The following is a 22,937-nucleotide window of genomic DNA, read 5'->3' as shown; positions in this document are numbered from 1 at the left end:
ACAGTGGCCTCATGTTGGCCCCTGTTCCTTCCCTCTCCGCCCTCTGGGCTACTTGCCCTGCCCAGACAAGGGCCGCCGGAGCCATGCTGGTTCGCCGTGGCGATCCCACCACCGAAGTGCTGTACCTGGAGTCTGGCCAGGTGGTGCAAGGCGTGCAGGGCACCGTGCCGCTGCAGGAGGCGCTGCTGGAGCATCCGCTGGGCACCCTCACAGGTCCCTGCTGGTTGGACGCTGCCGCTGCGGTGCTGGCCCAGCCCGCGGCCATGGACGCGGTGGCCCAGACCGAGGTGCGGCTGCGTGCGGTGCCGCTGGCTGTGTTCCGGGCCACGTTGACCGACACCGGCAAACCCGCACTCAGCGTGCTCATGGACATGGCCTGCGCCCATCGCCAGCAAACCGAGCTGGCCGTCAGCCGCCTGGCCAAGGGGGCAGAGGCCCGCTGTGCCGAATGGTTGCTGCGGCACGCCCAATCGACCGAACAGGGCGCGTGCCTGGTACAACTGCAGCAGCGCAAACGCCTCATTGCCATCCAACTGGGCATCGCGCCCGAGACCCTGTCACGCGTGCTGCGTCACTTGCGTGAACGCAGCCTCATCAGCGGATCGGGCCGGGTCGTCCAACTGGTGGATCCCCAGGGGCTGCGCGCCCTAGCGGGCGTCTAGCGGCTGAGACTGCTGTTGTATCGGCCCTTTGCGGGCTTAGGTACGGTGTACGAAAGGCAGGTGGGCCGCTATAGTGGCGCTAGCATGCCGAAGCCATAAAAAACAAGGTGGGCATGTCTTCATTGGGAGATGCCGATGGCCCTTGTGGCTGACCTGTCCGCTTCAGCTCTTTCCGTTCCTAAGCGCAGGCGGCTGTTTGTCGTCGTCTGGATCTTCGTTTCCGTGGTGGTGGGGGTGTTTCTGCTCACTTGCCTGAGCATCTTCCTGCTATCGGCCGTGCGCGCCTATGTGGAAGGCGAGGGCCTGTGGTCCAAGGGGCAAAAAGACGCCCTCTATGCCCTGACCCGCTACACCCTTTATGCCAAGGAAGCGGACTACACCTCCTACCAGGCCGCGCTGGCCGTCAACCAGGGTGACCGCCAGGCCCGCATCGAGCTGGAGAAACCGTCGCCTGATTACGACGTTGCGCGCGCTGGGTTTTTGCAGGGACGCAACCACCCGGACGATATCGATGGCATGGTGTTCCTGTTTCGGCGCTTTCGGCGGCTGCCTGATATTGACAAAGCCATCGCGATCTGGGCCGCTGCCGACCACCATCTCGAAGAGCTGACGCGGGTGGGCGAGCGCATCCACGCGGCCGTGGGTGCTGGCCCGCTGCCCCCCGAGCAGATGCGGCAGTTTCTGCTGCAACTGCATGCCATCAATGACGAGCTCACGCCGCTGGAAGACAACTTCTCCTACACCTTGGGTGAGGCGGCGCGCAAGTACACGCTGGTGATCCTGCTGCTGGTGTTTGTGGCCGTGCTGATCATGCTGGTGCTGGCCTACTGGGCGTCGCGGCGCTTGTTGCTGCAGTTCGCGTTGACCCAGGAGGTGCTGCGCAGGGGCGAGGAGCAGGTCAGGAGCGTGTTGCAGTTTGCCCCCTTGCCTATGGTCATCGTGCGCTTGTCGGACGAAGCGGTGATGTATGTCAACGACCGCATGCGCACCGAGTTTGGCCTTGGTGACAAACCGCTGAAAGACTTTCGTCCCCGTGATTTCTACGTGAACAGCGCAGACCGCGACCAGCTGATCACCGCCTTGCAAGCCACAGGGCGGGTGTCGGATCTGGAGCTGCTGCTGAAGGATGCACACGGCAAAGTCTTCTGGGCGTTGTATTCGTCCCAGCGCATCCGCTTTGGCGGGCATGAATGCGTGATGACGGCCTTGCTCAACGTGGACGAACGCAAGCGCGCGCATGACGAACTGCGCTACCGCGCCTACCACGACGCCCTGACCGGACTGCCCAACCGCGCCATGTTCATGGACGCGCTCAAACGCACCCTGCACCGCATGGAGCGCAGCGAAGGTGCTACCTCCCTTTTGTTCATTGATCTGGACCATTTCAAGACGATCAACGACCGCCTGGGCCACGAAACCGGCGACCTGCTGTTGCAGCAGGTCGCCCAGCGTATTGAAGACTGCGTGCGCGAGGGGGATCTGGTTGCCCGCCTGGGGGGCGATGAGTTTGTGGTGCTGGTGGAAGGCAGCGATGACGCCCACCGCATGGCCGAAAAAATCTTGTCGGTGCTGCGCCCGGAATACCAACTGGGCGACCACGCGGTAAATGTCACTGCCAGCATCGGCGTGAGCTGCTTTCCGCAGGACGGCACCGAGCTCAACAGCCTGCTCAGCGCGGCCGACTTTGCCATGTACCAAGCCAAAACCCAGGGCCGCGATGGCGTGCAGTTTTACGCGCGTCCGCAATGAGCATTGCTCGCCAAAGCGCTGGGCGCACTCCGGCGGGTTGGACATAGAGTTCCAGCGTCAGGGTGTGCTCACGCGTTGGAAAAAATCCCACATCACGTCGTTGGCCGAGATAGCCGTGGATGCTGGCTCGGAGCGGGGGCGAGCCTTGCTGCCCCCGGGCCAGGAGTGGCCGCCAGTGTCTGTCACGCACAGTTGCACTTGGGTGCCGCGCGCACAGCTTTTGTAGGCGTCACAGTAAGCGCCAGGCACACTCAGCACGCGCTGGGGGGCGCCGGTGCACTGGTTGCGTTGCACCCAGCGGTTGATGGTTTCTGGCACCGATACAAACTCGGCCACCTTGCTTTTGTCTTTGAAGGCTTCGTCGCCGGCACCGCCGTTGAATAACACGTGGGTGTCGTCTTTGGCGTGGATGTGCAAGACGGACACCGGCCGCGAAGGCTTGCAGCTCAGCGTGCCATCGGTGCCCGCCACGGGCGCTATGGCCTGGAAGACGTCGGCCATGTCGCAGGCCAGTCGGTGGCTCAGCATGCCGCCGTTGGACATGCCGGTGGCGAACACACGCCGTGGGTCCACGGTCACCTGGGTTTGCAGCCGCGCCCAGATGGCACGCACCAGGCCCACATCGTCGCTGCCCGCGTCCCGCGCCTGGGCGCAGCAGTTGCCTGCATTCCAGGTGGCCAGCTTGCTGCCGGGCAGGCGGCTGTAGCCATTGGGGAACACCGCCACAAAACCTGCGCTGTCGGCCTTGTCCACCAGGCCGTAGTGTTCGGAGGCCTGCAGTTTCATGTCGCCCCCGCCCCCATGAAAGGCAAACACCACGGGTGCCGGAGTGCCACTGCGGTAGCCGGTGGGAATATGCACCAGGTAGGCACGCTCCATGCCGCCGTGCTGCAGGGTGAAGCTGTAGGTGCCGGGCCGGGTCAGCGGCGCTGCAGGGCTGGTGGTGTCTTGCCGTGCGGCCCGGCGCTCCTGGAGTTTTTCTTTGATACGGTCACGCAGCGTGCCGGTGGGCTCGACGGGTGGCGTCTGAGCCTGGGCCAGCGGGGGCAGCAAAGCCATCCACACAAGCATGAGGCTCGCCAGCGAGCCAAGGGCGGGGGGAGTGAACAGCAAGACCATGGAACCTCCTTGTGGCCCCCGGTGTGCAGAGGGCTGCAAGGCCAGATACTAGCGAGGCACCGTAGCCGCGCGTGAAGCGCCGGTTGCCTTTGCGTAAAGTTAGGGTATTCAGCGGGGCAGCGCTTGCAGCACATGCTCTGCCGTGGCCGGTGCCTGACCCACCGCGCCAACCTGTTCGAGAAACTGGCAGCGCCATCGTTGGCGCATTTGATTCGGCACTATGCGGCGTGGGTGGAGGAGGGTGACGTCTGAAGGTAGTGCAGCTTCACCCAATAGGGGGATTGGCTTACCATGAGAGTCAGTCGTCACCATTCACCACTATGAGCATGAAAAAATTTGCCCAACGCTTCCAAGAACTTTCTGATCAACTGAAGCAAGTTGAGGGGACAGAAGTATCGAAGCAAAGCCTCATGGGTGGCGGCTCGTATCAGCATATAGAACAACCCTTGATCCTGAACTGGGCCGTGAAAGCACGCAATTTGATATTAAGTGCCTGCGGTAAAGAATCTGAGCACTACGTTTCTTTCGTTACGGCCGAGGAAGCGCGATCCTATGAGGAAAGCCCAACGCGTCTCAAGCGGATGGGCGCTGTTTTTCATGCAGCGCGAGAAGATTTCGAAGGCGGCTACCTAAATTCGATTCGAAATCTTGTTCAAGCCGAACTCGCAGGAGGTGAGATCGATCAAGCGAGAGAGCTATTTGTATCGGGCTACTACGTGGCCGCCGCAGTAGTAGTCGGCGTTGTTCTTGAGAACACCCTACGGAGTCTGTGCGAAAAACAGGGACTTGCAGTAGGCAGCATGGAGCGAATGAACGCCGATCTGGCCAAAGCTAGTGAGTACAACGCATTGGTCCAAAAGCGAGTAACTGCGCTTGCGGCAGTGCGAAATAGCGCGGCTCACGGAAAGTCAAGTGAATACACGAATGAAGACGTGAAAAACATGATCTCCGAAGTCGAGAGATTCGTTGCAGAGCGTCTAGTGTGAAGGTCGACTCAAACGTTATGAGTCGTACGGATGCTTTCGCTAACGACGCGTGGGTGATTCGGAAAAAATGGCCGAAGCGTTTGTTTTGGGCTATTGCAATTGTGTACGTGATTTACCTAAATTCATTTCCTATCGGTGATGAATTCACGGATCGATCGCGTGTTGCAGAACTGATTGTTCTTACCGCCGATTCAAGAGTGAAGGTCGAGAACGCTTTGCTTGAAAATTCATCGCACGGGGTCACACTTGATGCGTCAAAGCTTATTCCCGATGCACTCGGCGTGAGGTCGAAAGATGAGGAAAAGATTGAAATTGCTTATCGTGACATCTCTGAGGCTGGCGAAGTCAAAGTCTATTCGCCACAGCTTGGCGTTTTGCTCATCTTTACCCCTACCTTGGCTGAAAAAAAGGTTTCCTGGTCGTGCTGGGGCCGTCCTCTCAAAATAGTTCCGAGTCTCTGTCGTGGCAACTCATAACAAGCTGTTCGTATCGGACCTCCAGCTGCGAAAGACCGCTGCGCGGCTTATCTTTCTCGCCGGACAACGCCAAAGTTAGGCCCCACGAAATGTCCTCCTTTCCGCTGATGCGCGATCTGCCACAGGTAGTGGAGACGACAGGCTGGAGTTGGCGCTCGTATGAGGCTCCGGTCGCGCCATCAATGAACTTTTGGATCGGGACAGATCGCGAGGGCAATCGATGGCTAACCAAACTGACTGGTGACTTCTGCGCCTACCGGGAAATCGTCTTTGCCAGACTCGCGCAGCGCATGCACTGGTCTTGCCAGAGTTCAGTATTCATGCGACTTGATGAATCCAGTGCAAACGAAATCGGTGCGAAGCCGGGGGGGGGCTCCATGCCGCACACTGGTTCATGGACGAACACGCAAACCCTCCATGCGACCAAGATTGCAACCTTGCCCCGCTGGTTGGAAGATCGGTTGCTACTATTGAAGATATCACGGACCTGCCCATTGCGCACATCCTGGACTGGCCTAAGAGTGAAATGGCTGCATGCTTGTTCGGCGGCAACGAGCCACCTGGTCGGCTATTCACAACGAAGCACGAGTTCGTCATCATTGATTCTGAGCTTATGTTCGCAACTGGTCCATGCTCTTTCGACAGCACTTGCTGGTGGGGTGACACCAACTCGCCAACACCGAGCGGAGTCAAACTGGCCGAAGAGGTTTGCGCAGACTTGCTTGCGCTTGGGCAGCCGTCATTGAAAGCGGCGCTCTCACTCCCCGCTGGCATTACCGTCCAAGAGATGTGGCCCATCACACCCCTTCTTTACAAGAGTTTTACCTATGCGCAGTCCTTCACCCGCGGCGTGCGTAGGGGTTAACTCGAATCTATCTTTGTATTTCTACTGCCCCCGCGCGCAAGCCTACGAATACCGCGCAAGGCGGCCTTTTTCTACAGTTCTCCCAGCGGCAAACAACAGTCTGCCGTCCCTTAAAACCCTCTAGGAGAACCGTATGAACAGGGCCCTGTCTGCCCTCGCAATCGCCTCCATCGCCTGTTGGCCGCCTCTGGAGCGCGGCTACCAGGCCATGTGCAGCTGCTGCAGGCACGGCCTTAGTCTTGCGCCTTGGGCACCAAGGTATAGGCCGGGTGCTGCCCCGTCAGCAGCAAAAACATGGCGAACATGGGGCCCTGCATGCAGCGTTCGTCCGTCGGGCTTTCCAGCGCCTGCCAGGTGCGGGACTGCAGGCCGCCGCGGCTGCCGGTTTGCAGGGAATAGCCCATCAACTCGGCCGCCTGGGCCTGGTTCAGCCCGGCAGCAACGCGCGCGGCCTTGAGCTGTTCGCCCGTGGGAATGGGCATGGTCAGCGTGATGGGCTGTGGAAGCTGTGTTGGGAGTGGGGCGGGTGTAGTGGCAGTGTCTGGCGTCATGCCCCGGACTGTAACGCGCGCAGCACGTTTTCGGCCGTGGCAGGGGCGGTAAGCCGCACCGCAGTGCCGTCGCCGCGTGCCTGCGCCACGGCGTCGCGCAGTGCTTCGTAAACGCTGATGGCCAGCATGAACGGCGGCTCGCCCACGGCCTTGCTGCCAAACACGTTGTCCTCGCGGTTGGGCTCGGGCCACAGGTCCACCTTGAAGTGCTCGGGCACATCGCCCGCGGTGGGAATCTTGTAGGTGCTGGGCGCGTGGGTACTCAGGTAGCCCTTGTCGTTCCACACCAGTTGCTCGGTGGTTAGCCAGCCCATGCCCTGCACAAAGCCGCCCTCGATCTGCCCCACGTCGATGGCCGGGTTGATGCTGCGCCCCACGTCGTGCAGGATGTCCACTTTGAGCACTTTGCTTTCGCCGGTCAGCGTGTCGATGACGACCTCGGTACACGCCGCGCCATAGGCAAAGTAGTAGAAAGGGCGGCCGGTCAGCGTGGTCTTGTCGTAGTGGATTTTGGGCGTGCGGTAGAAGCCGTCGCTCCACAGCTGGATGCGGTTGGCGTAGGCCAGCTTCACCACTTCATCGAAGCTGCGGGTGGTGACGGGGGAGAACACCTCGCCGCCCTTGAACTTGATGGCGCCCGCGCCGCAGCCGTCCAGCCCGCAAACGAACGCTGCCAGGTTGTCGCGCACATGGCGTGCCGCAAACTGGGCGGCGCGGCCATTCAGGTCGGTGCCTGCGCTGGCCGCGGTGGCCGATGCGTTGGGCACCTTGCTGGTGTCGCTAGCCGTGCACAGCACGCGCGCAAACGGAATGCCCAGTTCGTCCGCCACGATCTGCGCCACCTTGGTGTGCAGGCCCTGGCCCATTTCGGTGCCGCCGTGGTTCACCTGCACGCTGCCGTCGGTGTACACATGCACCAGCGCGCCAGCCTGGTTGAACAGCGTGGCGGTGAAGCTGATGCCGAATTTGACCGGTGTGATGGCAATGCCGCGTTTGAGCACCGGGCTGCTGGCGTTCCAAGTAGAAATGGCCTCTACCCGGCGTCGGTATTGCGCGGATAGCTCTAGTTTTGATAGCAAGGGCTGGAGGATGTTGTCCTCCACTTTCATCTGGTAGTGGGTCGTATCCCGCTTCTGGTCGGTGCCGGCAATGGCCTCGTCGCTGTAGAGGTTGCGCAGGCGCACGTCCAACGGGTCCAGCTTCAGCGCGCGCGCAATGTCGCCCATGATGGCCTCAATCAGGATCACGCCCTGCGGGCCGCCAAAGCCGCGAAACGCCGTGTGGCTCTGCATGTTGGTCTTGCAGCGGTAAGACGTGATGTCCACATCCTGCAGGTAGTAGGCGTTGTCGCTGTGGAAGATGGCGCGGTCGGCCACGGGGCCCGACAGGTCAGCGCTGAAGCCGCAGTTGGCCGCCATTTGAAGCTGCAGCGCGGTCAGGCGGCCGCTGTCGTCAAAACCCGCGCGGTATTCGTAGGCAAACGGGTGGCGCTTGCCGGTGACCATGAAGTCGTCGTCGCGGTCCATGCGCAGCTTCACCGCGCGCTTGGTTTTCACCGCGGCCACGGCGGCCCACACGGCCAGGTGGCCGGCCTGCGTTTCCTTGCCGCCAAATCCTCCCCCCATGCGCCGGCATTCCACCTTCACGGCGTGGTTGTCGATGCCCAGCGCGTGGCTCACCCAGTGCTGTACCTCTCCGGGGTGCTGGGTGCTGCTGTAAATCCACCACTCGTTTTGCTCCAGCGGCATGGCGTAGGCAATCTGCCCTTCCAGGTAAAAGTGCTCCTGGCCGCCCACTTCCAGCGTGCCGTGCAGGGAATACTGAGCGTTGGCGAGTGCGGCGGCGGCGTCGCCACGGCGCACGGTTACGGGCGGCAGCACAAAGCTCTTGGCGTCCAGCGCCTGCTGCACAGTCAGTACGGCGGGCAGTGCTTCAATGTTGAGCTTGACCTTGCGGGCCGCATGGCGCGCTTGCATGGCGGTCTGGGCCACCACCACGCCCACTACCTGGCCGACAAACTGCACGGTGTCCATGGCAAACACGGGCTCGTCGCCGGCAAAGGCGGCCAGCATGGGGTCGCCGGGAATGTCCTCGCTCAGCACCACGCTCACCACGCCAGGCATGGCCAGCGCGGCGCTGGCGTCCACGCCCAGCAGCTTGCCGTGGGCCACGTTCGAAAGGATGGGTGCTGCATGCAGCGTGCCGCGCACTTCGGGCAGGTCGTCGATGTAGTGCACGGCACCAGCCACCTGGGCCACGGCGCTTTCATGCGCGTGGGACACGCCAGCGGCGTGGGTGGGCAGCAGGCCGGTGATAGGCGTGTTGGCGTTCATGCGGCTTCTCCTTCCAGCACAAAGCTTTCCAAATTGATGGCGCTCAGGCCTTGGCTCTCCAGCCAGTAGCGCTGCAGCAGGTTGCCCAGCACCTCGGTGCGGTAGGCGCTGCTGGCGCGCATGTCCGAGATGGGCGAGAACTCGGCACGCAGCGTGGCCATGGCGGTCATCACCGTGTCGGCCGTCCAGGCCTGGCCCAGCAGCGCCGCCTGGGTTTTGACGGCCCGCACCGGCGTGGCCGCCACACCGCCTACGCCAATGCTGGCGTGCACCACCTTGCCACCCACGATGTGCAGGTTTAGCGCCAGACATACGGCCGAAATGTCGTCCTCAAAGCGCTTGGAGATTTTGTAGACACGCGCGCGTTCTTTGGCAACCGCCTTGGGCACCTTGATCCAGGCCAGCACCTCGTCGGGGGCCATCACGTTCTTGCGGTAGCCGGTGTACAGGTCTTCCAGGCGCAGCTCGCGGTGCACGACCTTGCCCCGGCGCAGCGCCATCAGCACCACGTTGGCACCCAGGGCAATCAAGAGCGGCATGGAGTCGCCAATCGGCGAGCCATTGGCCACGTTGCCGCCCAGCGTGCCCGCGTTGCGCACGGGCAGGCCGGCAAAGCGGCTGGCAAAGGCGCCCAGCTGCGGCCGGTCGGCCACCAGGGCGGCAAAGGCGTCGGTCAGCGTCACGGCGGCACCGATGGCGATGTGGTGGGGGTACTGCTCCACGCGCTTCAACTCGGCCACCTGGGTCACGTCCAGCACCTGGGGAAAGTCTATGTGCATCTTGTTGACCCACAGGCCCACATCGGTACACCCGGCCACGATTTGCGCCTGTGGATGCTTGGCGCGTGCGGCCAGCAGGCCTTGCAATGTTGTGGGCGATTTATAAGACAAATCGGTCTCTAGCCCCCGTGGAATATGCGCGAGCAGCTTCAGTTTTGATAGCGTTTTTGCCTCGTCCACCGGCACGGCGGGCAGGCCCAGCATGGTCTGGGCGGCGTCCAGAATCGGCCGGTAGCCGGTGCAGCGGCACAGGTTGCCGCTCAGTGCGTGCTGGGCGTCGGCCCGGGTGATGGGCTGGCCAGCGTGGGCGTGCTGCTGGTACAGGCCAAACAGGCTCATGACAAAACCGGGGGTGCAAAAGCCGCACTGGCTGCCGTGGCACTGCACCATGGCCTCTTGCGCGGGGTGCAAGCAGCCGTCGTCCGCGGCAATGTCTTCCACGGTCCACAGCGCTTTGCCGTCCAGGCTGTGCGCCATCTTGATGCAGCTGTTCACCGCCTTGGTCTGCAACTTGCCATCCACTTCTTCGCCCACCACCACGGTGCAGGCGCCGCAGTCGCCTTCGTTGCAGCCTTCCTTGGTGCCGGTGCAGTGCAGGTCCTCGCGCAGCACCTCCAGCAGGGTGCGCGTGGGGGGCACATGGGGCACGGTGACGATCTCGCCACGGCGTACGAATCTCAAAACTTGGGTTGTCATGGAATGGGTTCCTCGTGCGGGAGGGTAAGTCGGGAGGGGCATCGCTCCCATACGCATTAGCATATGGCACCAATTTACACGCCTGTATGAGAGACCAATCCCTTTTCGACAAGATAGACCTTCATCTGATCAGGGTCCTTCATACCGTGTTAACCGAGCGCAGCGTTTCCAAAGCCGCCATCCGTCTGGGCATGCACCAGCCGGCGGTGAGCGCGTCGCTGAAACGCTTGCGCGACTTTGCCGGCGACCCGCTTTTGGTGCGCTCCGGCTCGGGCATGGTGCCCACCGAGACGGCGCTGCGCATGCTGGAGCCCAGTGCCAGCATATTGCGTGCCGCCGAGATGCTGTTTTCTGATGCACGGGGTTTTGAGCCCGCCACCGCACGCAACACATTCCGCCTGGCTGCCAGCGATTACCTGGACCCGCTCTTTCTGCCCCAGCTGGTGGCACAGATCAAGTCCCACGCGCCCATGGCCGAGATTGAGATCCACGCCCTGTCTGGCGCCAGCGACTACCGCACGCTGCTGGCCCAGGGCGATATCGACGTGGTGATCGGCAACTGGCCGCAGCCGCCCGACGACCTGCACCTGGGCCGCCTGTTTGGCGACGAGGTGGTGTGCCTGGTGTCCAAAAAGCACCCGGCGGTGCGCCGCGGCTGGGACCAGACTTCGTGGCTAGAGGCCGAGCACATTGCGCCCGGCGCCACCCACCCCGGCGCCAAGGGCGTGATTGACGACCACCTGACCAGCCTGGGCCTGCAGCGCCATATCGTGGCGCGCTGCCCGCATTTCGGGCTGATTCCGGGCATGGTGGCATCAACCTTGCTGGTGCTCACCACCGGCCGGCAGTACTGCGAACGGTTTGTGGACTCACTCCCCGTCAAAATACTGCCGTGCCCTGTGGAGTTCCCCCGCATGATGTATTACCAGCTTTGGCATGCCCGCACCCATACCAGCGCTTCCAACAAGTGGCTGCGCGAGCGCATCAAGTCGGTCGCTGCCGAGCTCCGAAAAGAATAAGAGACACGCACCCATGGCCACCCCCGCACCCGATTCACCGCATTCCTCCGTTCCCAGGCTCCAGCTCACCGGCATCACCAAGGCCTACCCCGGCGTGGTAGCCAACAGCGACGTCTCGCTCAGTGTGCTGCCCGGCCAGACCCATGCGGTGCTGGGGGAAAACGGCGCCGGCAAGTCCACCTTGATGAAGATCATTTATGGCTCGGTCAAGCCCGACGCCGGCCAGGTGCTGTTCAATGGCAAGCCGGTCACTATCCGCAACCCGAAAGAAGCGCGGGCGCTGGGCATCAGCATGGTGTTCCAGCACTTCAACCTGTTTGACACCATCACCGTGGCCGAGAACGTCTGGCTGGGCCTGGACAAGGCGCAACGCCTGGAGCAGGTCACGGCCAGCATCACCGCCAAGGCCGCCGAATACGGGTTGGATATCGACCCCAGCCGCCCGGTGCACACGCTCAGCGTGGGCGAGATGCAGCGCGTGGAAATCATCCGTGCGCTGCTGACCAGCCCGCAGCTGTTGATCCTGGATGAACCGACCTCGGTGCTCACACCGCAGGCGGTGGAAAGGCTGTTTGTGGTGCTGAAAAAGCTGGCTTCGCAGGGCTGCAGCATCCTCTATATCAGCCACAAACTGCACGAGATTCGCGAGCTGTGCAATGCCTGCACCGTGCTGCGCGGTGGCGTGGTCACCGGCGTGTGCAACCCGGCCGAAGAATCGAACGCCTCGCTCTCGCGCCTGATGATTGGCGCCGAACCCCCGCAGTTGGAGCACCGACCCCTGCATGCAGGCGCTCCTGTGTTGAGCGTGAGCCAGCTGAGCCTGGCGCGCGAAGACCAGTTTGGCGTGGACCTGGATGGCATCTCGCTGACGGTGCATGCGGGCGAGGTGGTGGGCATTGCCGGTGTGTCGGGCAATGGCCAGAAAGAATTGTTGTACGCGCTGTCGGGTGAAGACTGCCGCGCGCCCAAGGGCAGCGTGCGCATGGGGGCGACCGATGTGTCGGCCCTGCATCCCGGCGCACGGCGTGCGCTGGGCCTGCACTTTGTGCCCGAAGAGCGTCTGGGCCGCGGCGCCGTGCCCACGCTGAGCCTGGCGCAAAACATGTTGCTGACCCGCACAGGCTCTATCTCCATGCCCAAGTTTGCCGGTGGCTGGATCCGCGTGCGCCAGCTTGAAGAACATGCCGCCCGCATCATCAAGGCCTTCAACGTCAAAGCCAATGGCCCGGGTGCGGCAGCGCGCTCGCTGTCCGGCGGCAACCTGCAAAAGTTCATCGTCGGCCGCGAGATTGACGCGGCGCCTAAGCTGTTCATCGTGTCCCAGCCCACCTGGGGGGTGGACGTGGGCGCGGCGGCGCAAATTCGCGGCGAGATATTGGCGCTGCGCGATGCGGGCTGCGCCGTGCTGGTGGTGAGCGAAGAGCTTGACGAATTGTTTGAGGTGAGCGACCGCCTGCATGTGATTGCACGCGGCAAGCTATCACCCTCGGTGCCGTTGGCAGAGGCCACGGTGGAAAAGATTGGAGAGTGGATGAGTGGTTTGTGGAACGCGCCTGCGCAAGCGGAGGTGGCCCATGGCTGATTTCCGTTTCAAGCTGGAGGCCCGCCAGCAGCCCTCGAAATTCTGGAGCTACGGCTCCCCGGTGCTGGCACTGCTGTGCACCGTGCTCATCGGGGTTGCGCTGTTTGCCTTGGTGGGCAAAGACCCGGTGCGCGGCCTGCAAGTGTTTTTCTGGGAGCCCATCAAGAGCGGCTATGCCTTGGGCGAGCTGGCGGTTAAGGCCACGCCGCTGTTGCTCATTGCACTGGGCCTGGCGGTAAGTTTCCGCTCCAACGTCTGGAACATTGGGGCCGAGGGGCAGTACATCATTGGCGCGGTGGCGGCCAGCGGTGTGGCCCTGATGGCCGAGAAGACCACGGGGGGTTGGATCGTCATCCCCATTCTGCTGGCAGGCATCGTTGGCGGCATGCTGTGGGCTGGGCTGACCGCGTTTTTGCGCGACAAATGCAATGCCAATGAAATTCTGGTCAGTCTGATGCTGGTGTATGTGGCCGTGCAGGTGCTGGGCTATGTGGTGGTGGGGCCGTGGAAAGACCCCGCAGGCTATAACTTTCCGCAAACCAAGACCTTTGAGGTGGCTACCCGCATCCCGCGTTTGTTCCAGGGATCGCGCCTGAGCATTGGTGCCATCCTGGCGCTGCTGGGTGTCGCGGGGCTGTGGGTGTTTTTGTTCCGCACCCGGGCTGGCTTTGCCCAGCAGGTGGGCGGCCTGGCACCCGCCGCTGCGCGCTATGCGGGCTTCTCGTCACGCCGCGCACTGTGGATCGCGCTGCTGGTGTCCGGTGGCATGGCCGGTCTGGCGGGTGCGCTGGAAGTGGCTGGGCCCATTGGGCAGCTCACGCCTTATGTGCCTGCCGGTTACGGTTTTGCCGCCATCATCGTGGCCTATGTGGGGCGCCTGCACCCGGTGGGCATGGTGTTCTCCGCGCTGCTGATGAGCATGTTCTACATCGGTGGTGAGCTAGCGCAGTCTCGCCTGGGCCTGCCCAAGTCACTCACTGGTGTGTTCCAAGGGCTGCTGTTGTTTTCCTTGTTGGCCTGCGACACGCTGGTGAACTATCGCTTTAAACGGGTCGCGCAGGGAGGGAAAGTCTGATGGAATCCTACGCACTTCTGATTGCGGCCACGCTGAATGCGGGCACGCTGCTGGCCATTGCTTCGCTGGGTCTACTGATCAACGAGAAAGCCGGCATCGTCAACCTGGGGGCCGAGGGCATCATGCTCTGCGCCGCCATTGCGGGCTTTGCCACGGTGGTCCACACCGGCAGTGACACCATGGGTTTTGTGGCCGGCATGGGGGCCGGCGCGCTGATGGCGGCCATTTTTGGCGGCCTGGTCATCTGGCTCAATACCAACCAGTACGCCACCGGCCTGGCGCTGAGCCTGTTTGGTGGCGGCTTCTCGGCCTTTGTCGGCACCTCTTATGTGCAAGAGAAGATTCCCCAGCGCCCGGTCTTCGCCATCCCCGGTCTGTCGGACATCCCTTTTCTGGGATCGGCCGTCTTCAAACAACACCCACTGGTGTACCTCACCGTGCTGTTTGCCGGCGCCCTCATCTGGTTTTTGTACCGCACCCGCTCGGGCCTGATCCTGCGCAGCGTGGGGGAGAGCCCGGAGTCTGCCCATGCCCTGGGCTACCCGGTGCGCCGCATCCGCCTGCTCGCGGTCATCGTGGGCGGGGCCTTGTGCGGCTTGGCCGGCGCGTACCTGTCGATTGTCTACACCCCCGGATGGACCCAGGATATGGTCGCTGGCAAGGGCTGGATCGCACTGGCACTGACGACCTTTGCCACCTGGCGTCCGGCACGGGTGTTGCTTGGAGCCTATCTGTTTGGCGGCGTCACCATGCTGGATTTCCATTTGCAGAGCATTGGCGTAGACATTCCCAGCCAGTTGCTCAGCAGCATGCCCTACGTGGCCACCATTGTGGTGTTGGCCCTCATATCGCGAAACCCGCGCTGGATTCGGATTAACATGCCTGCTTCCATTGGCAAGCCGTTTTATCCGGGCTCGTGATACCTCATTGTTTCGTTTTCATCCCTCGTTTTTTTATAAGGAAGTGACATGACAGATTTGCAGAAACGTTCATTGCTCAAGATTGCGGCCCTGACGGCCGTTGCGAGCGCTGCCCTGGTGGGTTGCGGCAAGAAGGAAGAGCCGGCACCTGCGCCCGCACCGGCACCTGCCGCGTCGGCTCCCGCACCAGCCAAGCCAGAACCCCTGAAGATTGCATTCGCTTACGTGGGCCCTGTGGGCGACGGCGGTTGGACATTCGCCCACGACAACGGCCGCAAGGCGCTGGAAAAAGAGTTTGGCGACAAGATCGTCACGTCTTTTGTGGAAAACGTGCCTGAATCGGCCGACGCCGAGCGCGTGATCCGCGACATGGCTTCCCAAGGCAACAAGCTGATTTTCGGTACCACTTTCGGCTACATGGAAACCATGCTCAAGGTCGCCCCTGAATTCAAGGACGTGAAGTTCGAGCACGCTACCGGCTACAAGACGGCCGAGAACATGGCCACCTATGACAGCCGTACCTACGAAGGTGCGTACATGGCGGGCGTGATTGCCGGCAAGATGACCAAGACCGGTACGCTGGGCGTAGTGGCTTCGGTGCCAATCCCTGAAGTGATCCGCAACATCAACAGCTTCACCTTGGGCGCCCAGAGCAGCAACCCCAAGATCAAGACCAAGGTGGTGTGGGTGAACGAGTGGTTCAACCCACCCAAAGAAACCGAAGCCGCTACCAGCCTGATCAATGGCGGTGCCGACGTTCTGTTCCAGAACACCGACTCTCCAGCCGTGCTGAAGACCGCCGAAGCCAAGGGCAAGCGCGCCTTCGGCTGGGATTCCGACATGACCGCCTACGGTCCCAAGGCTCACCTGGCTTCCAGCGTGATCAACTGGGGTCCGTACTACATCAAGACCACCAAAGATGCGCTGGCCGGTAAATGGGCCAGTGGCAGCAGCTGGTGGGGCGTGAAGGAAGGCGCGATTGACATCGTGTCCATCGCGGAAGACGTGCCTGCAGAAACCAAGGCCAAGGTCGACGAAGTGAAGAAGGGTCTGAGCGACGGCACCTTCGCCATCTGGAAGGGCCCGCTGAAAGACAATGCTGGCAAGGAAGTCTTGAAAGACGGCGAAACGGCCGACGACAAGTTCCTGTCTGGCGTGAACTTCTACGTCAAGGGCGTGGAAGGCAAGGTCCCCGGCGCCAAGTAATGGCAACGGTGTGATGCAAGGGCCGCCTCTGGGCGGCCCTTTGTGTTTGGAAGGCGAGACAACATAGAGTGAAAGACCAAGGCATGATGGAAACTGCCCTGTGGCACCCGGTGGCGCTGGCCAGCGAAGTCGCTGCGCAGCCTGTGGCCGTGCGTTTGCTGGACCAGGCGTTGGTGCTGTGGCGTGATGCAACGGGCCACGTCCGCGCCTGGGCCGACCGCTGTCCCCACCGCGGCGCCCAGCTGTCGCTGGGTCGGGTGTGCAACGGGCATTTGGAGTGCCCCTACCATGGTTGGCAATTTGACGCCCATGGGCAATGCACGCATGTGCCGGCCCTGCCTGGCTTCAAGGCACCGGCCACCCATGTCGCGCATACCCATGCGGCGCGAGAGGCTTACGGCTTGGTGTGGGTGTGCCTGCAGGCCGATGCGGCGGATGGCGTTGCCTTGCCCGCATTTGCCGCAGAGACCGATGCCCAGCTGCGCAAGGTCAACTGCGGCCCTTACGAGGTGGCCGCCAGTGCGCCGCGCATCATCGAGAATTTTTTGGACATGGCCCATTTCGGCTTTGTGCATGACGGCTGGCTCGGCATGCGTGAGGCCACGGCCATCGACGACTACACGGTGGAACCTACACCCACCGGCTTGCGCGCCACGCAGTGCAAGGCCTGGCAGCCGCAGAGCAATGTGCATTCCACCGCGCCCGCGCAGGTGGAATACACCTACGAGGTGGTGGCGCCTTATACCGCGGTGTTGACCAAGGTGCCCGATGCCGCCAGCGTGGCCTTGCAGGGGTTCCGTGAATCGATCGCGCTGTTCATCTGCCCGCTGACACCAGAGAGCAGCCGCGTCTGGTTTCGACTGGCCATGGCCGACTTCACCAGTCCCGACACCAAACTGCAAGATTTCCAGCACACCATCTTCATGCAGGACAAGCCGGTGCTGGAGTCGCAGACCCCCAAGCGTCTGCCCCTGGACCTGCGGGCCGAACTGCACACGGCCGCGGACAAGGCATCGTCCGCCTACCGCCGCTACCTGAAACAACAGAACATTACCTTTGGAGTTTGCTAATGGCCTCTACGCACCCCACCATCAAACCCGTTGCGGCAGACCGCATGTCGGCCCTGCTACGCGCCATGCCCAAGGCCGAGCTGCATATGCACATTGAAGGCTCGCTCGAGCCCGAACTGATGTTTGCGCTGGCCAAACGCAACAACGTGCCGCTGCGCTTTCCCAGCGAACAGGCACTGCGCGATGCCTATGTGTTCAACAACCTGCAGGAGTTCCTGGACATCTACCACGAGGGCACCATGGTGCTGAAGACCGAGCAGGACTTCTACGACATGACCTGCGCCTACCTGGCCAAAGCGCAGGCCGACAACGTGCTGCACACCGAAATCTTCTTCGACACGCAAACCCACACCGGCCACGGCCTGAGCGCAAATGTGGTTATCAATGGCCTGTACCGCGCCTGCGCCGATGCACCCGCCAAGTTCGGCATGACGGCGTCGCTGATCCTGTGCTTTTTGCGGCACCTGAGCGAGGAAGAAGCCTTTGAGTGCCTGGAGCAAGCGCTGCCGCTGCGCGACAAGATCGTGGGAATCGGTTTGGCCTCCAGCGAGGTGGGCCACCCGCCCGAAAAGTTTGCCAAGGTCTATGCCCGCGCCAAACAGCTGGGCTTTCGCCTGGTGGCCCATGCGGGCGAAGAGGCGCCACCGGCCTACATCTGGAGTGCGCTCGATGTGCTGAAGGTCGAGCGCATCGACCACGGCGTGCAGGCCATCCACGATGCGGCCCTGATGCAGCGCCTGGCCAAGGACAAGATGCCGCTCACCGTGTGCCCTTTGTCCAACCTCAAGCTGCGCGTGTTCCCTACGCTGGCCCAGCACAATATTGGAACCATGCTGGACGCCGGCATCATGGCCACCGTCAACTCCGACGACCCGGCCTACTTTGGTGGCTACGTGAACGAGAACTACACCCAGACCTTTGCGGCCTTGGGTTTGGGCGCGCAGCATGCCTACACGTTGGCACGCAATAGCTTTGACGCTAGCTTCATCGATGCATCGCTGCGCCAGCAGTACCTGCAGAGGCTGGATGCGGTGTTCGAGACCTTCAGGTAGGCGCCTGGGTCTCCAGCAAGGCGGTCACGATCTGCCCCAGGCGACGCAGGCCCTGTTCCACGTCATGCTGGTGCGGCCAGCCGCAGTTGATGCGCAGGTAGGAGTCAAAGCGCAGGCTGTTGGAAAACATCTGCCCCGGTGTCACCAGAATCTGCTGCGCCAGGGCAGCGTCAAACACGCGCCGGCTGGAGAGCTTCTGCGGCAACTCCACCCAGAGCGACAGGCCGCCATCGGGTACGTTCAGGCGCGTGCCTTCGGGGAAATAGGTGGCAATGGCCTGCGCCGTTTTTTCGCGCTGCACATGCAGGGTGCTACGCAGGCGGCGCAAATGGCGGTCGTAGGCGGGCGAGGCCATGTAGTCGGCCAACGCCAGCTGTGACAACTCCTCGTTGCTGCGGGTCTGGCTGAACTTGAGCATTTCCACCCGCGCTTGCCAGCGGCCTGCCGCCATCCAGCCCACACGGGCACCGGGCGCCAGTATCTTGTGCAGCGAGGCGCAATAGATCACGTTGCCCGTGGTGTCCCAGGATTTCATGGCGCGTAAGGGCGTGTCGCCGCGGGTACTCTCATTGACCAGCTCGCTATAGGTGTCGTCTTCAATCAGGGCAACGCCCTGGCGTTCGCAGAGTTGCACCAGGCCCTGTTTGTGCGCGTCCGGCATGATGCTGCCCAGCGGGTTTTGCAGGTGTGGCACCACCACCACGGCCTTGATGTTGTCGTAGGTCTGCATCGCCATCTCCAGCGCGTCCAGCGAGATCCCGGTCTGGGGGCTGGTCGGTATCTCCAGCGCACGCAGGCCCAGCGCTTCCAGCACCTGTAGCAGGCCGTAGAAAGTGGGGGACTCCACCGCAATGGTGTCGCCGGGCTGGGCTACAGCGCGCAGTGCCAGGTTCAGCGCCTCAATGCAGCCGTTGGTGATCTGCACGTCGGCAGGTGACAAGGTGACGCCCAGGCTTAGCGCACGCTTGGCCAGTACCGCGCGAAACTCCGGATTGCCGCGCGGGGACGATGCCGACACCAACAACTGGGGGCGTGTACGCAGTACCCGCATCGCGGCCAGCTTCAAGGCCTCGGCGGGGTAGAGCTCGGGCGCACAGCGCGCCACGGCCAGGTTGGTCTTGACCATGTGCAGCCGGCCGCGCGCGATGAAGTCGGACACCCGGGCATGGATGCCGACGTACTGCGCCGGATCGGGCGTGATGTCCATGCGCGGCTCGCTCACCGTGGCCAGGGTGTTGCGCAAGGGCTTGCGCACGAAGTAGCCCGAGCGTGGCCGCGCCTCCAGCCAGCCTTCACTCTCTAACTGTCGGCTCAGCTGCATGGCGGTGGACAGACTGACCTCATGCTGGCGCATCAGGCTGCGCAGCGAGGGCATGCGGTCGCCCATGACCAGCGAACCGGCCTGGATGGCGCCACGGTAGTGCGCGGCCAGGCGCTGGTAAATGGGCTCTGTCGCGGGTGGGCTGCGGTGCGCTGCGCGGGTGGTCAATGCGGTGTCCATGGCCGATGGTCCTTCATCCGGGGTGGAGAGAACAGATACAGATTTATCAAAACCGTACCGTAACAGATGCCCATCGTCACGTCTGTTCTGGCCAAGACAGTACGCCGCTGTGCCTGTTGCGAACACAGGGGGACACCTACGATTTCTCCCATGCCCGACCCCATCCGGCCGGGTCTTTACCGCAGCAAACAGGAGGTGTTGTATGTCAAGTGGCGCAGGATCATTCCAAACCCGCCAGCTGAGCCTGGCCAAGGGGCAGTCCCTGTTCGACAAAATGCCGCGTGGCACGGTGATCCGGGTCGCCGTCGGCACGGTGGTCCTGGTGCAGCGTATCGCTCTGGACCAGAGTACGCTGGTCCAGCGTACGGTGTTGGCACGGGGTGCGGTGCACTGTGTGCAGGTGTCGGACTGGCTGGACCTCGTGGCCCAGTCCGATGCCGAGCTGGTGCTGCTGGTGCCCCATCCGGTGTCCTGGCCGCCGCTATGGGGGGCGCTGGCCGCGTGCCTGGCTAAGGCGCTGCCGCGTCGGGCAGGGCGTCCAACATCTGCTGGCCAACCGCCTGAAACGCGGGGTGCGGTGACTGCAGCAGTTGCTCCCCCGCCAGCCGCTTGTAGCCCGGGGTAGCCGTTAGCGGCACCTTGCGCAACCAGTCCAGCGCTTCGTCCATCTGGCCGCGGGCAGCCAACAGGCTGGCGTAGTTGAACTGGCCGCGGAAGTCGCCGCCGCGCGCACCACCTTCAAACCAGGTGAAGGCGGCCGCGGCGTCTTGCGCCACCACGCGGCCATCTTCGTAAAAATAGCCGATCTTGGTCATGGACTTGGCGTGGCCCTGGGCCGCGGCCTTGCGGTACCACTGCAGGGCGGCTTCGGCGTCCTGTTTCACGCCCTGGCCCGTGGCCAGCAGGTTGGCGTAGTTGTACATGCCCGCATCCAGGCCCTTGGCCGCTGCCTGGCGGAACCAGTTGGCGGCAGCAAACATGTCCACCGCCGTGCCCCAGCCATTCTCAAAACAACGCCCTGCCATGGTGATGCCCAGGGGGTGGCCCTGCGCCGCTGCCTTGAGAAACCAGGCCAGGCCATCCGCCGGGTTGCGTGCCAGCCCGTGGCCATTCAGCAGCCACTGGCCCAGGATGGTCTGGGCATCGGCATGGCCCATGCGGGCGCAGTGCAGCATCCACTGCGCGGCGGCCCCCGGTTCTGCCGCGCTGGCGGCTTGCCAGTCAGCGGGCGTCAGCCCCGCCAGTGCCTCCGGGGTCTGGGGCAATGGTGGCAGGGGGGAGGGGGCAACAGCAGGCGAGGACATGACAATAACTCAAATAGGAATTGTTCTCAATTATGCCAAGCTTGCCACCCCCCTTTTTCAGAGTTCGTCGATGGGCGTGACCGTGGCCGCAGGGGCGCCCGGGTCGGCCATGGCAAAGCGGTCGCTGGAGCGCACATAGAAGCTGGCGCCAAAGCGGCCCACCGGGTGGTAGTCCTGCAGGCGCACGCGCCAGGTCTCGGTGTCAATCAGGCCATCGCGTGCATGCATCCACACCACCTTGCCGATGAAGATCTGGCGGCTGGCCGTTTCCAGGGTTTCCCACAGCGTGCATTCAAAGGCCACGGGCGCCTCGGCAATGCAGGGCGGTGCCACCGCGCGCGAAGGGCGGGTGTGCAGCCCCACGTTGTCCAGCTCGCTCTGGTGGGCCGGCAGGCGTTCGCCGCAGCGGTGCATTTGTTCGGCCATGGCCTCATCGGTCATGTGCACCACAAACTCCTTGGTGCGCACGATGTTGGCGGCCGTGTCTTTCAGGTGTCCATCGTTCAGCCGGTTGATGCTGACCATCACGATGGGCGGCTCCTCGCCCAGCATGTTGAACATGCTGAACGGCGCGGCGTTGACCACACCGTCCGCCCCCAGCGTGGTGATGAGCGCAATGGGCCGCGGCACGATGAGGCTCGCCATCAGCTTGTAGCGCTGGTATTCGGTGAGTTGGGTGAAGTCGATGTCCATAGCTCAGCTGGCAAGCAAAACCTGCGCCACACAGCACGGCCGCTCACCGGTTAAAATATGCTCCGAGGCCCGCTGCTCCGGCGGGCTTTGTCTTTTGTGTTCGGAGCCATGTAGAGGACTACCATGTATAAAAACCTCGTAGCCACTGCCGTGGCCGCTTGCTGTTTCTTTGCCGCACCGCAGGGTGCTTTCTCCCAAACCCCGAACAACGGAAAACCTGAACCGCTCAAGGTCGGTTTTCTCTATGTCGCCCCGCTGGGCGACGCCGGCTGGGTGCGCCAGCACGAAGAAGGGCGCCAGGCCGTGATGGCTGCCCTGGGTGCCAAGGTGCAGACCACCTATGTAGAGAACGTAGCGGAAGGCCCGGATGCCGAGCGCGTGATCCGCGATCTGGCGCGCCAGGGCTACAAGCTCATCTTCACGCCCAGCTTTGGCTATATGGAGCCCACGCTCAAGGTGGCGCAAGAGTTCCCGGATGTGAAGTTCGAGTCCATCACCGGCTACAAGACCGCGCCCAACGTGGCTACCGCCAATGCGCGCTATTACGAAGGCCGCTACCTGGCTGGCGTGGCCGCTGGCCGCATGACGAAGAGCAATGTAGCCGGCTATGTGGCGGGTTTTCCCATTCCTGAGGTGCTGCAAGGCATCAACGCCTTCGCCTTGGGCATGCGCTCGGTGAACCCGCAGGCCCAGGTCAAGGTGGTGTGGCTGGACGAGTGGTTCAACCCCACGCGCGAGCGCGATGCCGCTATGACATTGTTCAACCAGGGCGTGGACGTGATCGCGTTCCACACCGGCTCCACCGCCGTAATGGCCGCAGCGCAGGAGCGCGGCAAGCTGGCCGTGGCCTACCACTCTGATATGCGCAAGGTGCTGCAGCCGATGGTGTGCCCTGTCAGCTGCGAGGTCGTGGCCTACCACTCGGACATGCGCAAGATCGCACCCGACGCGCAGATCGTTGCCGTGACCCACCATTGGGGCGCCTACTACACGGCGCGCACCAAGGCCGTGCTGGACGGCAGCTGGAAGACCGGGAACGTCTGGGGCGGCGTGAAAGAGGGAATGATCCGCGTGGGCGACTTTGGCAGCAAGGTGCCCAAGGCCGTGCAGACCGAGGTGTTGCAGCGCCAGAAGGACATTGCCGCGGGCAAGCTGCACCCGTTTTACGCCCAGGCCGACGTGTTGGACAACGAGGGCAAGCTGGTGATTGCCAAGGGCCAGACCTTGAGCGACGTCGACATTCTGGGCATGAACTGGCTGGTGGCCGGCGTGCAGGGCAAGGTCAGCCACTGAGGGCGC

At 62.8% G+C, this 22,937-nt stretch carries 20 protein-coding genes; 12 read left to right on the top strand and 8 right to left on the bottom strand.

The genetic code is table 11. The features are described from left to right. The first annotated feature begins 83 nt into the window (after positions 1–83). Together AC1DZ5_RS01015 and AC1DZ5_RS01010 are read left to right on the top strand one after the other, a co-directional pair. Complete coding sequence (locus tag AC1DZ5_RS01015; protein WP_477885149.1) at positions 84–662, top strand: Crp/Fnr family transcriptional regulator; 579 nt, start codon at positions 84–86, stop codon at positions 660–662. A gap of 135 nt (positions 663–797) precedes the next feature. Continuing rightward, positions 798–2,411, top strand: a complete 1,614-nt coding sequence (locus tag AC1DZ5_RS01010) for a diguanylate cyclase domain-containing protein (RefSeq protein ID WP_477885147.1) — start codon at positions 798–800, stop codon at positions 2,409–2,411. Between the two features lie 57 nt (positions 2,412–2,468). On the opposite strand, the gene AC1DZ5_RS01005 is transcribed toward AC1DZ5_RS01010, so the two are convergent. Next, positions 2,469–3,530, bottom strand: coding sequence for an extracellular catalytic domain type 1 short-chain-length polyhydroxyalkanoate depolymerase (locus AC1DZ5_RS01005; RefSeq protein ID WP_477885145.1), 1,062 nt, complete (start codon positions 3,528–3,530; stop codon positions 2,469–2,471). Positions 3,531–3,856: 326 nt separating this feature from the next. Between AC1DZ5_RS01005 and AC1DZ5_RS01000 the strand changes: the two genes are divergently transcribed. After that, a complete protein-coding gene (locus AC1DZ5_RS01000; protein WP_477885143.1) occupies positions 3,857–4,516 on the top strand; it encodes a DUF4145 domain-containing protein in 660 nt (219 codons plus the stop codon). Between the two features lie 17 nt (positions 4,517–4,533). Continuing rightward, positions 4,534–4,992: a hypothetical protein gene (locus AC1DZ5_RS00995; RefSeq protein ID WP_477885141.1), complete on the top strand. Its 459-nt coding sequence runs from the start codon at positions 4,534–4,536 to the stop codon at positions 4,990–4,992. Positions 4,993–6,090: 1,098 nt separating this feature from the next. Here the strand turns inward: AC1DZ5_RS00995 and AC1DZ5_RS00990 are convergent. Genes AC1DZ5_RS00990 through xdhA form a run of 3 tightly spaced genes read right to left on the bottom strand, consistent with a single transcriptional unit; the run spans position 6,091 to position 10,216 of the window. Beyond that, entirely contained in the window at positions 6,091–6,408 is a 318-nt protein-coding gene (locus AC1DZ5_RS00990; RefSeq protein WP_477885139.1) for a helix-turn-helix domain-containing protein, read from the bottom strand. Beyond that, positions 6,405–8,741, bottom strand: coding sequence for a xanthine dehydrogenase molybdopterin binding subunit (gene xdhB / locus AC1DZ5_RS00985; protein WP_477885137.1), 2,337 nt, complete (start codon positions 8,739–8,741; stop codon positions 6,405–6,407). Before xdhB ends, AC1DZ5_RS00990 begins: the two co-directional genes overlap by 4 nt. Continuing rightward, positions 8,738–10,216: a xanthine dehydrogenase small subunit gene (gene xdhA / locus AC1DZ5_RS00980; protein WP_477885135.1), complete on the bottom strand. Its 1,479-nt coding sequence runs from the start codon at positions 10,214–10,216 to the stop codon at positions 8,738–8,740. The genes xdhB and xdhA overlap by 4 nt, the downstream gene beginning before the upstream one ends. An 86-nt stretch (positions 10,217–10,302) precedes the next feature. Between xdhA and AC1DZ5_RS00975 the strand changes: the two genes are divergently transcribed. The 7 genes from AC1DZ5_RS00975 (at position 10,303) to AC1DZ5_RS00945 (ending at position 18,140) form a co-directional block, all read left to right on the top strand. Further along, on the top strand, positions 10,303–11,235 hold the full coding sequence (locus AC1DZ5_RS00975) for a LysR family transcriptional regulator (RefSeq protein WP_477885133.1): 933 nt from the start codon (positions 10,303–10,305) through the stop codon (positions 11,233–11,235). 13 nt (positions 11,236–11,248) lie between these two features. Beyond that, entirely contained in the window at positions 11,249–12,817 is a 1,569-nt protein-coding gene (locus AC1DZ5_RS00970) for an ABC transporter ATP-binding protein (RefSeq protein WP_477885131.1), read from the top strand. Next, a complete protein-coding gene (locus AC1DZ5_RS00965) occupies positions 12,810–13,892 on the top strand; it encodes an ABC transporter permease (RefSeq protein WP_477885129.1) in 1,083 nt (360 codons plus the stop codon). The genes AC1DZ5_RS00970 and AC1DZ5_RS00965 overlap by 8 nt, the downstream gene beginning before the upstream one ends. Beyond that, complete coding sequence (locus AC1DZ5_RS00960; protein WP_477885127.1) at positions 13,892–14,812, top strand: ABC transporter permease; 921 nt, start codon at positions 13,892–13,894, stop codon at positions 14,810–14,812. Before AC1DZ5_RS00965 ends, AC1DZ5_RS00960 begins: the two co-directional genes overlap by 1 nt. Positions 14,813–14,860: 48 nt before the next feature. Further along, on the top strand, positions 14,861–16,018 hold the full coding sequence (locus AC1DZ5_RS00955) for a BMP family ABC transporter substrate-binding protein (protein WP_477885125.1): 1,158 nt from the start codon (positions 14,861–14,863) through the stop codon (positions 16,016–16,018). An 83-nt stretch (positions 16,019–16,101) separates the two neighbouring features. After that, a complete protein-coding gene (locus AC1DZ5_RS00950) occupies positions 16,102–17,088 on the top strand; it encodes an aromatic ring-hydroxylating dioxygenase subunit alpha (protein WP_477885123.1) in 987 nt (328 codons plus the stop codon). After that, positions 17,088–18,140, top strand: coding sequence for an adenosine deaminase (locus tag AC1DZ5_RS00945; protein ID WP_477885121.1), 1,053 nt, complete (start codon positions 17,088–17,090; stop codon positions 18,138–18,140). The genes AC1DZ5_RS00950 and AC1DZ5_RS00945 overlap by 1 nt, the downstream gene beginning before the upstream one ends. Here the strand turns inward: AC1DZ5_RS00945 and AC1DZ5_RS00940 are convergent. The 4 genes from AC1DZ5_RS00940 to AC1DZ5_RS00925 all read right to left on the bottom strand — a co-directional run bounded on the left by AC1DZ5_RS00940 (position 18,133) and on the right by AC1DZ5_RS00925 (position 21,638). Then, positions 18,133–19,641: an aminotransferase-like domain-containing protein gene (locus tag AC1DZ5_RS00940; RefSeq protein ID WP_477885119.1), complete on the bottom strand. Its 1,509-nt coding sequence runs from the start codon at positions 19,639–19,641 to the stop codon at positions 18,133–18,135. The two genes, AC1DZ5_RS00945 and AC1DZ5_RS00940, sit on opposite strands and share 8 nt — an antisense overlap. 220 nt (positions 19,642–19,861) lie before the next feature. Then, the gene (locus AC1DZ5_RS00935; protein WP_477885117.1) at positions 19,862–20,032 is read right to left on the bottom strand and encodes a hypothetical protein; all 171 of its coding nucleotides are present in this window, start codon (positions 20,030–20,032) and stop codon (positions 19,862–19,864) included. A gap of 118 nt (positions 20,033–20,150) precedes the next feature. Continuing rightward, entirely contained in the window at positions 20,151–20,945 is a 795-nt protein-coding gene (locus AC1DZ5_RS00930; RefSeq protein ID WP_477885115.1) for a tetratricopeptide repeat protein, read from the bottom strand. A gap of 57 nt (positions 20,946–21,002) precedes the next feature. Then, positions 21,003–21,638 carry a flavin reductase family protein gene (locus AC1DZ5_RS00925; RefSeq protein ID WP_477885113.1) on the bottom strand — a complete coding sequence of 212 codons (636 nt, stop codon included), beginning with the start codon at positions 21,636–21,638 and terminating at the stop codon, positions 21,003–21,005. A gap of 123 nt (positions 21,639–21,761) precedes the next feature. Here AC1DZ5_RS00925 and AC1DZ5_RS00920 point away from each other — a divergent pair, with 123 nt between their 5' ends. After that, entirely contained in the window at positions 21,762–22,931 is a 1,170-nt protein-coding gene (locus AC1DZ5_RS00920; protein WP_477885111.1) for a BMP family ABC transporter substrate-binding protein, read from the top strand. Positions 22,932–22,937 lie beyond the last annotated feature (6 nt).

The sequence above is a fragment of the Rhodoferax sp. P1_F3 genome (assembly GCF_056405715.1).
Note: the sequence above shows the minus strand (reverse complement) of the source record. Positions and strands in the feature narration are given on the sequence as shown.

Excerpts from the sequence above, each read along its gene's own strand:
- AC1DZ5_RS01015 (WP_477885149.1), top strand. The coding sequence starts at position 84 with ATGCTGGTTCGCCGTGGCGATCCCACCACCGAAGTGCTGTACCTGGAG.
- AC1DZ5_RS01010 (WP_477885147.1), top strand. The coding sequence starts at position 798 with ATGGCCCTTGTGGCTGACCTGTCCGCTTCAGCTCTTTCCGTTCCTAAG.
- AC1DZ5_RS01005 (WP_477885145.1), bottom strand. The coding sequence starts at position 3,530 with ATGGTCTTGCTGTTCACTCCCCCCGCCCTTGGCTCGCTGGCGAGCCTC.
- AC1DZ5_RS01000 (WP_477885143.1), top strand. The coding sequence starts at position 3,857 with ATGAAAAAATTTGCCCAACGCTTCCAAGAACTTTCTGATCAACTGAAG.
- AC1DZ5_RS00995 (WP_477885141.1), top strand. The coding sequence starts at position 4,534 with ATGAGTCGTACGGATGCTTTCGCTAACGACGCGTGGGTGATTCGGAAA.
- AC1DZ5_RS00990 (WP_477885139.1), bottom strand. The coding sequence starts at position 6,408 with ATGACGCCAGACACTGCCACTACACCCGCCCCACTCCCAACACAGCTT.
- xdhB (WP_477885137.1), bottom strand. The coding sequence starts at position 8,741 with ATGAACGCCAACACGCCTATCACCGGCCTGCTGCCCACCCACGCCGCT.
- xdhA (WP_477885135.1), bottom strand. The coding sequence starts at position 10,216 with ATGACAACCCAAGTTTTGAGATTCGTACGCCGTGGCGAGATCGTCACC.
- AC1DZ5_RS00975 (WP_477885133.1), top strand. The coding sequence starts at position 10,303 with ATGAGAGACCAATCCCTTTTCGACAAGATAGACCTTCATCTGATCAGG.
- AC1DZ5_RS00970 (WP_477885131.1), top strand. The coding sequence starts at position 11,249 with ATGGCCACCCCCGCACCCGATTCACCGCATTCCTCCGTTCCCAGGCTC.
- AC1DZ5_RS00965 (WP_477885129.1), top strand. The coding sequence starts at position 12,810 with ATGGCTGATTTCCGTTTCAAGCTGGAGGCCCGCCAGCAGCCCTCGAAA.
- AC1DZ5_RS00960 (WP_477885127.1), top strand. The coding sequence starts at position 13,892 with ATGGAATCCTACGCACTTCTGATTGCGGCCACGCTGAATGCGGGCACG.
- AC1DZ5_RS00955 (WP_477885125.1), top strand. The coding sequence starts at position 14,861 with ATGACAGATTTGCAGAAACGTTCATTGCTCAAGATTGCGGCCCTGACG.
- AC1DZ5_RS00950 (WP_477885123.1), top strand. The coding sequence starts at position 16,102 with ATGATGGAAACTGCCCTGTGGCACCCGGTGGCGCTGGCCAGCGAAGTC.
- AC1DZ5_RS00945 (WP_477885121.1), top strand. The coding sequence starts at position 17,088 with ATGGCCTCTACGCACCCCACCATCAAACCCGTTGCGGCAGACCGCATG.
- AC1DZ5_RS00940 (WP_477885119.1), bottom strand. The coding sequence starts at position 19,641 with ATGGACACCGCATTGACCACCCGCGCAGCGCACCGCAGCCCACCCGCG.
- AC1DZ5_RS00930 (WP_477885115.1), bottom strand. The coding sequence starts at position 20,945 with ATGTCCTCGCCTGCTGTTGCCCCCTCCCCCCTGCCACCATTGCCCCAG.
- AC1DZ5_RS00925 (WP_477885113.1), bottom strand. The coding sequence starts at position 21,638 with ATGGACATCGACTTCACCCAACTCACCGAATACCAGCGCTACAAGCTG.
- AC1DZ5_RS00920 (WP_477885111.1), top strand. The coding sequence starts at position 21,762 with ATGTATAAAAACCTCGTAGCCACTGCCGTGGCCGCTTGCTGTTTCTTT.